Origin of the sequence: Candidatus Angelobacter sp., from assembly GCA_035607015.1 — a bacterium.
Taxonomy (GTDB): Bacteria; Verrucomicrobiota; Verrucomicrobiia; order Limisphaerales; family AV2; genus AV2.
The window spans coordinates 1-11,769 of record DATNDF010000189.1; the positions used below are offsets into that span (position 1 = coordinate 1).

The following is an 11,769-nucleotide window of genomic DNA, read 5'->3' on the forward strand; positions in this document are numbered from 1 at the left end:
ATAAGATGACCGCCCGTTCCGGAGTGTTTGTTCCAATCATGGCCTCCCTAACTCCCGGACGCGTCCTTCGGCCGGGCGCGAAGAATAATATATGAAGCTACGACGACCGGCACTCCCACCTTTGCCAGACCGCCCGCCAGATCGGCGAGAATGGTGACCGGGCCGCCGGCAAACGCTTCTTCGTCGCTTTGCTTCTGCGATTTCTTTTCGACCGCGCCGCTGACCAGGATCCCGACAAAAACGAGAATGCCGAAACAGGATGCAGCGGCCGCGACCCGGGAAATCGGTTTTCGCAAGATGAGATAGCGAAGCGCCGTTGCGGGCGCCAATCCGATAACAATCAGAAGAATCGTCTTCATGCGGTCCGTCGGAAGAGATGCGGCTGCTTCAAATCGAATATTTGGCGACGATCCAGTCGGGGATTGTTTCGGCACGTCCGGTCTTCAGACTGACCATCGTGTAATGAAAGTGACCGTCGCAGCAAAGTTTGCCGGTCCGCTTTTTTACAATCTCGAATTTCACGAGCACGCCGTCCTTCACCATTTCCTCGATCCAGGTGCGCACCAAAAACTCCTCGCCAATGCCGAGCGGCCGCTTGAATTCGAGGTGGCCGGTGCGGACATACCAGCCGAAACCGGCGCGGGTAAACTCCTCCATCGGCATCTTGTAGCATCGTTCCATCTGATCGTAGCGCGCGGCGAGCACGTAATCCATGTAGCGGCTGGCATGGACATGCTGGTTCATGTCGATGTCGTCCGGGCGGACCTGGAGTTCGGACTCGAATCTGGAGCGTCCGAGGTGCACAAGATTCAGTTGGCTCCCGCGGCCTTCAATGATTGCGGCGCGGGATTTCCGGCGACCATCTTCAGCGCCTCCTCGATCAGGATTTCGCCCGTCATCTCGCCGAGACTCGTGCGCGAGACATAGTCGTAACGCTTGAAGCTGCCCCAATCTACTTTCGTCAGCATGTAACCAAACGCGTCGTTGGTCAGGCCGAAGAGCAGGTTGTTCTCGCCGCGCATTTTGCGTTTCAAATAATAACCGATGTTCGGCAGTGCCTCGCCTGGGATGGTGAGGATCTGCGCGTTGCCAACGTTCACCAGGTTCATCCGGGTGGACACATGATTGAGATCGTTGGTCGGGTAGCGCAGCGGCGAGGCCGTCATCACGGCGCGGAGCAGGGGAGATTCGACCGGAAAGGAGACCACCTTCGCGGCGCAAAACAATTTGGGGTCCGGTTGTGGATACGCGCCGCCGACGATACGCAGCGCTTCGTCCGCGAGCAGATGGCCGATGCGAACGCATTCATCCCAGGTGCGCCGATCCTTGCCGCCCGGTTGGCGATTGTCGGCCGTGACCATGCCGCCCTGCGCGCTGTTCATGAAAATGCCCGTGCCACCGCCGAGCTCGTGAATGCGTTCGTACAGCGGGCCGATCAGGTCGGGACTCAGGATGCCGGCCTCGGGGCCGAGCACTTCGGGATGAATCGCGTAATTGACGAGTGTGGCGAAGGGCCTGCCGTCCCGTCCGACCGCTTGGATCACCGAACAACGCGGATCGTAAAGCTGTTCAGCGTAATAGTTGAACGCGATTTTACCCCTGGCCTCCCCCGTCGCGATCTTGAGGCTCGCGGGTTGAAGACCGGCCGCCGCTTCGTTGACGGCCTCCGCGATCCGGTCACAAACGCCGTCAACATATTTCAAGTCGGTCGCGAATCTGCCCTCGTGGTCGGGAAATCCGTAGCAATCCGGCGCGCTGTGCGTGTGAGTCGCGCCGATCAGAATGTTCTCCGGCGGGATGCCTTTTATTTTGGCGCGTGCGCGATTGCCGAGCACCGAAGGAAAACCGAGAAAATCCACGCTCACAATTGCCACCCGGATATCGTTGTTCGCCAGCACCAGCGCGCGCACCGTCAGGTCGCCTTCCTTTTTCTTGACCGGGTTGGACGGCCCGACACCGCCGGAAACGGGCAGGAGCGGGTCCGGCGTCACGACCCGCACCGCGATGCCGGCGCGAAACTCGGCATGCGCGACCGCCGCGGTGAAGGCCATGCTGAAAACCGCGAAGAATGTTTTGAGTTTCATATTGCCAGGAGAATGCCCGACAACTTTTTCGCACAGGTTTGCGCGCCGGACAATTGAAATCCATTACCAGGTCGCAGAACAAACCGGGATTACGCTGGTAAAGGTGCGGTGCTTCTCCGTGTTAGTTTTCAATCGGGATGTTGAAGAAACACATCCAGGTTCCGATGTTGCCTCCTCCTGCGCCCAAGCTCACTTTGGCGCCGGGGGACCATGCGACGTGACTATCTTCAAAGAGAAAATTGCCCCCGGCTGGCGCGTTGCGCGCGATGCGATGCACCGCAGTGGGTACCTTTTTGAGGTTGTAGTCCGTGGACCATGTCAATCGCGGGTCGTAAACGTTCGTGGTTTGCGGGCCGATTCCCTGGAGCCGGTCGATGAGGATCGGGGCCTGGGCATACCTGCCACCCATTTTGTTTCGGTAAAACCAGTTTTCAGTACCCTTCGCCATGGATTTCACGCCCGCGTCCTGATCTTTTCTGCCCGGTAAATAGAAGTATCCAATCAACTGTGGCTGGTTGTCGGTTAGAACATTATCCATCTCGTAGGCGCGATGCCATTTGTCTGTCGGACAAAACAGCACGTTGTTCTTTGCCCGCTCGGTCTTGCCATGCGTGTTCTTCATCAGGTAGTTGTTCCAAAAATTGCTCATGCTCGGCATGATCCAGCTCAGGTCGAATCCCTGGCTGTTATCGGGAAAGGAATCGCTGCAATCACCGGCGTACATCGTCAAAGCGATGCCCCACTGCTTGCAGTTGCTGGCGCAAAGCACCTTGTCCGCATTCGCCTTCGCCTTCGCGAGCGCCGGCAACAACAATCCGGCCAGAATGGCGATGATGGCAATGACGACGAGCAACTCGATCAAGGTGAAGGCAAGACGTGACGAATACTGAATCGGGTCCGAATACGAGCGGCCGAACGAAGCAAACCTCATCTGCCTGGTTTTCATAAGCGCTCTCTGGTTAGACGGGGAACGCCGCATCCATAGCATCGCCGGACGCAGAGGTCAATCGTCGTTCTCTGAAAACCGATGGGGTAATACCCGCAGTCACCGCCGCGCCTTCTTCAGAATTTCATGCGTCCGCCCCGTGTTTCAGAAGCTCCGGTCAGGCATTGAGAATGTCGCCGATGACCTCGCCGTGCACGTCGGTCAACCGCCGATCGATGCCGTTGTGGCGGTAGATCAATTTGGTGTGGTCGATGCCGAGCAGATGCAGCGCGGTCGCGTGTATGTCGTAGCAGTAGGCCGGATTTACGGCCGCCTTGTAAGACCATTCGTCGCTTTCACCATAAGTGGCGCCGCCCTTGACGCCGCCGCCCGCCAGCCAGGTCGTGAAGGCGAAAGGATTGTGGTCCCGGCCCTTCGCACCCTGACTGCACGGCATCCGGCCGAACTCGGTTGTCCACATCACGAGAGTGTCGTCCAGCAGACCACGCACCTTCAGGTCTTTGATCAGGGCCGCCACGGGGCGGTCCATGCTGCGGGCCATGTCCAGATGATCGCGCGCCAGGTCTTCGTGGCTGTCCCAGTTGCGCCGGGGAAATCCATTGTCCGCGCCGCTCCAGACTTGAACAAACCGCACGCCGCGTTCGAGCAGCCGCCGGGCAATCATGCAGCGGCGGCCAAAATCCTCGGTGACGGCTTCGTCGAGCCCGTAAAGCCGCTTGGTGGGCTCGGACTCGGACGAAATGTCCAGGACCTCCGGAGCGCTGAGTTGGAGTTTTGCCGCCATTTCAAAAGACGCGATCCGCGCGTCGAGCCTCGAGTCGCCCGGATGCGCGGCATGGTGCTCGCGATTCAACTCCTTCAAGAGCGCCCGTCCTTCCTTTTCGCTTTCCGGCGTGATGAATTTGGCGGACTCGGGCGGGAACAAATCGAAGATCGGATTCGGTTTGCCAACACGAATCATCGTCCCCTGGTGAGCCGCCGGCAGGAAGCCGGAACTCCAGTTTGCCGGGCCGTTTGGCGCGAATCCTCGCGGGTCGGGCAATACCACAAACGTCGGCAGGTTGTCGGTTATTGCGCCCAGCCCGTAGGAAACCCAGGCGCCCATTGCGGGAAAGCCCGGCAGCACGAAGCCGGTGTTCTGCATGAATGTCGCCGGGCCGTGAACATTGGACTTTGAAATCATCGAATGGACAAAGGCGATGTCATCCGCGCACGAGCCGATATGCGGGACGAGATCGCTGATCCACTTGCCGCACTCGCCCCGTGGCTTCCAGTCCCACGGACTCTTCATCACGGCGCCCGGATCGCTTTGAAAAAGTTCCACCCTGCCGCCGGGATCGAACTTTTCGCCGCTGCGCTTGATGAGTTCCGGCTTGTAGTCAAACGTGTCGCACTGGCTCGCGGCGCCCGACATGAACAGTTGAACGACGCGTCTCGCCCGCGCGGGGTGATGCAATCCGCCATTCAAAACGCCATTCGGCTTCGCCGGCACAACGTCCGCAAGCAGACCGCTGTGCCCGAGCAGATGGCTTAACGCAATGCCGCCCAGACCGCCGCCGAACCGCCAGAGAAATTCGCGCCGGTCAACCAGGCGCGGATCACCCGCGCCAAGCGCGAGCGGTTTCTCCCGTGACCCGCAAACGTGACAGGCTGGATTTACGCCGTTCATGCGAGCACGTTTCGAATCACCTCGCCATGCACGTCGGTCAGACGGCGGTTCGCGCCATTGTGCCGGAACGTGAGTTGAGTGTGGTCGATGCCCAGCAGATGCAGGACGGTGGCGTGGAAATCGTACGTGGTCGCCGCATTTCTCGCCGCCTTCCACGACCACTCGTCGCTTTCCCCGTGAGCGGCGCCGCCTTTCGCGCCGCCGCCGGCCATCCAGCCGACGAAGGTTCCGCCGTTGTGGTCGCGGCCGCCTCCGCCCTGGGAAAACGGCATGCGGCCAAACTCCGTGCTCCACAAAACGAGCGTGTCGTCGAGCAATCCTCGCGCTTTAAGGTCCTTCAGCAGCGCTGCGATGGGCCTGTCCGTTGCTGCGCACATCGGCGGAAGCTCCTTTGCGATGCTCGCGTGATTGTCCCAGTTGTTGGTCGGGCCGCCCGCGCCGCTCCAGATTTGCACGAATCGCACGCCGCGTTCGATGAGCCGCCGGGCGGTCAGGCAACGCCGGCCGAAATCTTCCGTCACCGGCTCGTCCAGGCCGTAGAGCTTGCGCGTTGCATCCGTCTCGCCGTCGAGACCGAACGCTTCGGGCGCGCTGAGCTGCATCTTCGCGGCCAGTTCGTAGGCCTGGATACGCGCTTCGAGTCGCGAATCCGCGTCGTTCGCGGCGAGATGAGTTCGATTGATCTTTCGCAACAGCGCCAGCCCGTCGCGCTCCGCGTCCGGGGTGATATACCTCGCCGCGGCAGGCGCGCGCAGATCGGCGATGGGAGCCGGTGCGTTTGCCCGGATGAGGGTTCCCTGGTGGCTGACGGGCAGAAAGCCGGAGGTGAAATTGCCCTTCTGATTGTAGGGCAGACCTTTTGGATCGGGCAGGACGACGAAGGTGGGCAGATTGTCTGTTTCGCTGCCGAGTGCGTAGCTGACCCATGCGCCGAGGCACGGGAATCCGGGCAGCAAAAAGCCGGTGTTCATCAGATAACTTCCGGGACCATGAACGTTCGTGCGTGACACCATCGCCATCAGGAAGGCCAGATCGTCCACGCATGTCGACAGGTGCGGCAGCAAACTGCTCACCCAACGGCCGCATTCCCCGTGCTGTTGGAATTCAAAACCCGGCTTGAGCACTTTGCCCGGTTCGCTCGTGGCCGCCTCAACGCGTTCGCCCGTGCCCGGGTCGAACGTCTGGCCGTGGCGCTTCGACAACTCCGGCTTGTAATCAAACAAATCCATCTGGCTTGCGCCGCCGTTCATGAAAAGCTGGATCACGCGCCTCGCCCGGGCCGGATAATGCGGCCCGCCGCGCAACACGCCCCGCCGGGCGGGATTTGCGCCCGCGTCCGCGGTCTCGTCGGCCGCCAGCAAACCGCGCTGTCCCAGCATTTGCGCCAGAGCCACGCCTCCCAGGCCGCCGCCGAAGCGCCATAGAAATTCGCGCCGCGACACCGGCGAAAAGTTTTGAAACTGGTTTTTCATGCGGACTTCAATTGACGAACATGAATTCGTTGCTGTTCAGAATCAGACGGCAAAAGTTTGCCATCCCGTGCTTCCGGGCATAAGCGGCGAAGTCCGCCAGTTCGTCGGAGGCGGGTGGCCGGCTGAACGCCAGTTCGCACGCGAGCGCAACCTGTTCTTCGCGCGTCCGGGCCTGGGATTCAAGCCGTGCCGCGAAACGCTCCGCGTAATGGGTCACGAAGACGTTGTTCCACATCGCCAGCGCCTGTTGCACTGTGACGCTGGCGTTGCGCACCGGCGTGAGCTGGTCGCCGGCCGGGCAATCAAGCGCGTCCATGAAGGGGTCCGGCAGGGTGCGAAAAAGAAAGCGATAAACACTGCGTCGGCGCGCCGCAGGGCTGTCCGGGTCGAACTTCGCATAGTCCACCTTCGGGGTTACGTGGATGCCCGGCTGCAAATCAAACTGCCGGTCGCCCGGCCCGCCCATGCGCAGGTCCAGGCAGCCGGCGATTTGTAAAATCGCATCGCGCACCTGCTCCGCATCCAGACGTGTCCGGTTCATCCGCCAGAGAAGGTGATTGTCCCCGTCCAGCGTGGCCGCTGTTTCCGGCGGACTCCCGTCTCTTTCGCCGCGACGGGAAACCGGATTCTTTGCTTCGCCCGTTACTGCGGATTGCCGGTAGGTCGCGCTCGTCACAATGAGCCGATGCAGCTGTTTGAGCGAACCGTGCGCGTCGTCGCGGAACCAGACGGCCAGCCAATCCAGCAGTTCGGGATGCGACGGCGGCGCGCCCATGCGGCCGAAGTCGTTGGGAGTCCCCACGAGTCCGCGGCTGAAGTGATAATGCCAGATGCGGTTCACGATTGAACGCCACGTAAGCGGATTCCCGGGTTGCGCAAGCCATCGCGCCAGGGCGGCGCGTCGCGATCCCTCGTCTTGCGGGTTCGTCAGGTCGAAGCGCGCCGGCAGCCCGGAGACGCAACTCAATGCGCCCGGTGACGCTTCATCCAACGGCTTGCTGATTTCCCCGCGTTTGAGCACATGCACCGGGCGCGGTGCGCCGGCCGGCTTCAGTCCGCCGTCCGGTTCAAAATCGCCCGCCACCGCGTAAACCAGCGAAGGTTTGGGGAGCGCGGCAAGTTCGCGGGTGAGTCGTTCCTTCAGCACATACGCCGCCAGTGCGGTGCGCTGGTCATCGGTTCGTTGGTTGGTTTGCGTCGTTATGATCGCGTCAATTTCGGCCGGCAGTAGGCGCAGCGGCGGGCGCGCGCCGGTAACGGCCAGACGCGGACGGCCAATGAGATGACCTTCGCCGTGCAGTTGCTTGAGAAGGAACAGGAGCGTCGTGCCCGTTGGCACCATGAGTGGATCTTTTAGCTGAAAAATGGCCTGATGCGACTCGCCGACCTTCGGATAAATGCCCCACGCAGTCTTCTCGTCGCGATCAAGTGCGTGCTCGATGGTCCAGCCGCTTTGATTGAAATCGGCGCTTGGATTCACCAGGGCCGCTGCACGCGGTTGCGAAGCGCCCGGTTCAAAGATCAGCATTTCGAATTCACTTAAATGCAGATTTCCATTGTCCTGCCGCCCCGGCCCATTTTTCGGCAGCGACGCATCGGTGAGCGCTTCGAGTCGGATGGCAGAAATGCGCGGCAGCGGAGAGGTTGCGGTGATTGTATAGGTGTCGCGCTCAGGCCGCGTTCCGCCCGCGAGCAGGGAACCGTCTTCCTGCCGCGCGAGCGTGGCGCCACCGCTGGAGACGAACGTCTGCGGTTGCACAACTCTCCATTCAACCTTCCCTGCGTTCGAGGAGCTTTCCCATTCGGCAACTTCGCGCTGCGCCTTCCGAGAGAGTAACAATTCGCGGTCGCCACGCTCGACCCGCTTGCGGTCACGCAATAGTTCCTGGCGGTGGCGGTGCACGACCGGATCCGCGTCGTAAGTGCGGTTCGCGCGATCCACTCCGGCAAACACGGCCTGCAACGCGTAATAATCCCGTTGCGGAATGGGATCGAACTTGTGGTCGTGGCAGCGCGCGCATTGAACCGTGGTGCTCGTGAAGGTCTGCATTACGGTCGTCACCATGTCGTCGCGGTCAAGGTAGCGGCCGATCTGGCGGTCCACCGTGTCCTCGCGAATGTCGCGCAACGAACTTTCATCCCACGGCCCGGCCGCGACGAAGCCGAGCGCCACGGTGGCTTGCGGGTCGTCCGGAAAGAGCACGTCGCCGGCGACCTGTTCCTGCACGAAGCGCGCGTAGGGTTTGTCCGCGTTGAACGAGGCGACGAGGTAGTCGCGGTATGGCCAGGCGTTGGTGCGGATGCGATCCTGGTCGTTCCCGTGTGTTTCGGCGAAATGCGCGGCGTCCATCCAGTGTCGTGCCCAGCGTTCGCCGTAACGCGGTGAGGCGAGCAGACGGTCCACGACGCGCTCATAGGCGCCCGGGGACGTGTCGGCGAGGAACGCGCGCATTTCTTCGGGCGTGGGAGGCAAGCCGACGAGATCGAAGTAAACGCGCCGCAACAGCGTGCGCTGCCCGGCCTCGCGCGCGGGTTCCAGACCGTGGTTCTCCAGCTTCGCCAGCACGAAACGGTCGAGCGGCTGCCGCACCCATTCGTCGTGTTTGACCGGCGGCAGCGGCGGGCGGCACAACGGCCGGAACGCCCAACCATTGGTGGAGGCGGGCGTCGGATCGGCCGCGTCCGGCAACCCGTCCGCGAACACGCATCCCACCGCGAGGAGCGCGACAACGGTGAATGACAGGCGCAGGTTCATCCGCTAATCGACAAACATGAATTCGTTGCTGTTCACGATCAACCGGCAAAGATTGGTCAGGCCGAACCGCCCGGTGTAGTTGATGAGCATCTTCCTTTCGCCATCGCGCGGTCGTCGGTTCAACGCCAGTTCATAGACCGCCTCAATTTGAGCGTTCAAATCCGGGGCAAGTTGCCGGACCCGCCCGGCGAAAAGCGCGCATCGCCGGATCACAAACGCATCGTTGAGCGTGGACAGCGCCTGGAGAGCGGTCAGCGTCACGCTTCGTTTTGGCGTGAGGATGTTCGCGTCAGGGCAATCGAACGATTCCATGAACGGGTCGGGCACGCTGCGGACGATGAAACGATAAATGCTGCGGCGCGAACCGGCCGGACTGTCCACGTCGAAACGGGTGTAGTCGTAAACCGGCGAGTGGTCGTCCTTGAAAAAAAACTGTTGGACGGAGGGGCCGCCCATCGTCAGGTCAAGTCGTCCGCTCAAAAACAGCAGCGTGTCGCGGAACGATTCGGCGTCCAGCCGCTCGCGGTTCATCCGCCAGAGAAAGCGATCGTCGCCGTCAACGTGGGAGAACTGCGGGTTGTCCTGCGACGATTGCCGGTAGGCCGCGCTGGTGACGATGAGCCGGTGCAACTGTTTGAGCGACTCGCCATGGTCGAGGAACCAATAGGCGAGCCAGTCGAGCAATTCCGGGTGCGTGGGCGGCGAACCCATGTGCCCGAAGTCATTCGGCGTGTCCACAATCCCGCGGCCGAAGTGATATTGCCAGACGCGATTCACAATGGAACGGCGCATCAGCATGTTCCGGGAGTCGGTGATCCATCTCGCCAACGCTGCGCGGCGACTGCCTTCGTCATCCCCGTTTGCGACATTCAACTCCCCGCTCAAGCCGGGGACACAATTCAAAGCCCCGGCGGTCATCAATGGGCCCGGGCGTTGCACGTCGCCCCGTTTGAGCAGGTGGACGGGCCGGGGCGGGTGCGCCGGTAAAAAACTCCCCGTGCGCTCGAAATCATTCGCGGCGGCATAAACCGTTTGCGGTTTCGGCAGCCGGGCGATTTCTTTGTTTAACCGATCGAGGTGAAGGGCGACGCGATTCATTTCGGACCTCGTCGCGGGATCCAGCAATTCTTCGGCGCGTTTTTTGCGCTCGCTTTCGAGTTTGGCGACCGCCGATTTCAACCCGCGAAAATTGGAGGCCGCTTCAAATGATTCGCGTGATTCGGCGAGCGGCTTGCGGCTGTCGAAATTGTCCACGAGCTTCGTTTTGCCCCAACGGCCGGCCTCGATGGAGTCCAGTGCCGTCACCCTGGAGGCAAGTGCCACGTTGTTCGTCCCGGAGAAAACCTGCAGTTCCGCCAGCGCGAAGACGAAATCATGAGTGCGCTCCCAAAGACGCGTGGCGGTGACCCGGACAAACCGCGCCTGCTGCCCGCTCGCGTGAACGACAACCGGGCTGTCGCCGGGATTCGGCAGATCTTCAGCGGTGCGATCCGTCAGGAGTTCCCGTCGCGCGAAGTTTTCGTCGTTGGATGTTTCGACACGAAACCGTTTGGGAAAACCGAAGCCGGGTGTGTCGGGAAAATCGGTCGGGCGCGTGGGGATCAACCGCACTTCGTCGATTGCCACGAGCCTGCCCAGGTCCACTTGCACCCATTTCTCGATGTCTGGCCGCGCTTCGATGCCGCTGTGATAGCCGTTGCCCGGACTCTCCTTCGGCGGCTGCGGCAATGCTTTGAGCTGTTCCTTTAACTCCGCGAGGCGCGCGTCGATCTGGACGATCTCATGGCTGGTGACCTTGCCTGCGATTTCCTCGAGCGTCTTTTGCCGCGCTTCCAAATCTTTCTCTTCCGACGTCAGCCGCCTTCGCCGCGCGGAGACCTGCGGGTCGGCGTCGAACGGGCGGTCGGCGCGGTCCACACCCGCGAAGACCGCCTGCAAACCGTAATACTCCTCCTGCGAAATCGGGTCGAATTTGTGATCGTGACAACGCGCGCAGTGAACGGTGAGGCTCAGGAACGTGGACATCGTGTTCATCACCATGTCATCGCGGTCATTGTAGCGGGCGATCAGACCGTCGGTCTTGCTTTCGGGTAATTCCACGTGCCCCACAAAATCCCACGGCCCGGCGGCGATGAACCCCAGGGCGACAATTCCGTCCGCCGTGTCCGGAAACAAAACGTCGCCGGCGAGCTGTTCCTGCACAAAACGCGAGTAGGGTTTGTCCGTGTTGAATGCCCGGATGACGTAGTCGCGATAGGGCCATGCGTTGGGTCGAGGCTTGTCCTTGTCGTAGCCGTGGGATTCGCCGTAATGAACGGTGTCGAGCCAGTGTCGCGCCCAGCGTTCGCCGTATCGCGGCGAATTCAGGAGACGGTCCACCATTCTTTCGTAGGCATCGGGACTTTTGTCGGCAAGGAACCGGCGCGCGTCTTCGGGCGCGGGTGGCAAACCGGTGAGGTCATAGCTCACCCGCCGCAGCAGTGTGACGCGGTCCGCTTCGGACGACGGCGCGAGTTTCTCCTGCTCCAACCGGGCAAGGATGAAGTTGTCAATCGGGTTTCGCGGCCAGCGCGGGTTTTTCACCGCGGGGATCGCCGGACGGATCGCCGGTTTGAACGCCCAATGATCAGCCTTCGACCTGGGTGCGTCGGCTGCGAGCGTGGACCGCGCGGGATGACAGAGTGCCAGCAACGCGACGCAGAACAGCGCGCTTGCGACCCGCGGCGGCATTCGGTAAAATAGACGCGGCAAAAGCACGAAACTCAGGATGTTGTGCGAGTATATGCCGGTCGAGGCGGAAGAAACAAGAAATGTCAGGCAAAGGAACAAGTGGTGACGAAACA

Annotated in this window: 8 protein-coding genes; all 8 read right to left on the reverse strand. The window is 61.4% G+C overall.

The genetic code is table 11. From position 1 onward, the window contains the following. Positions 1-47 precede the first annotated feature (47 nt). Complete coding sequence (locus tag VN887_07625) at positions 48-359, reverse strand: hypothetical protein (GenBank protein HXT39875.1); 312 nt, start codon at positions 357-359, stop codon at positions 48-50. A gap of 28 nt (positions 360-387) precedes the next feature. Continuing rightward, the gene (locus VN887_07630) at positions 388-804 is read right to left on the reverse strand and encodes an acyl-CoA thioesterase (protein HXT39876.1); all 417 of its coding nucleotides are present in this window, start codon (positions 802-804) and stop codon (positions 388-390) included. A gap of 5 nt (positions 805-809) precedes the next feature. Further along, a complete protein-coding gene (locus tag VN887_07635) occupies positions 810-2,084 on the reverse strand; it encodes a hypothetical protein (protein ID HXT39877.1) in 1,275 nt (424 codons plus the stop codon). Positions 2,085-2,205: 121 nt separating this feature from the next. Further along, positions 2,206-3,015, reverse strand: a complete 810-nt coding sequence (locus VN887_07640; GenBank protein ID HXT39878.1) for a prepilin-type N-terminal cleavage/methylation domain-containing protein — start codon at positions 3,013-3,015, stop codon at positions 2,206-2,208. A 172-nt stretch (positions 3,016-3,187) separates the two neighbouring features. Continuing rightward, the gene (locus VN887_07645) at positions 3,188-4,699 is read right to left on the reverse strand and encodes a DUF1501 domain-containing protein (GenBank protein ID HXT39879.1); all 1,512 of its coding nucleotides are present in this window, start codon (positions 4,697-4,699) and stop codon (positions 3,188-3,190) included. After that, on the reverse strand, positions 4,696-6,171 hold the full coding sequence (locus tag VN887_07650) for a DUF1501 domain-containing protein (GenBank protein HXT39880.1): 1,476 nt from the start codon (positions 6,169-6,171) through the stop codon (positions 4,696-4,698). Before VN887_07650 ends, VN887_07645 begins: the two co-directional genes overlap by 4 nt. A gap of 7 nt (positions 6,172-6,178) precedes the next feature. Then, positions 6,179-8,926: a DUF1549 and DUF1553 domain-containing protein gene (locus VN887_07655; GenBank protein ID HXT39881.1), complete on the reverse strand. Its 2,748-nt coding sequence runs from the start codon at positions 8,924-8,926 to the stop codon at positions 6,179-6,181. A gap of 3 nt (positions 8,927-8,929) precedes the next feature. After that, positions 8,930-11,769: DUF1553 domain-containing protein (locus VN887_07660; protein ID HXT39882.1), on the reverse strand; the 2,840-nt coding region annotated here is incomplete at its 5' end.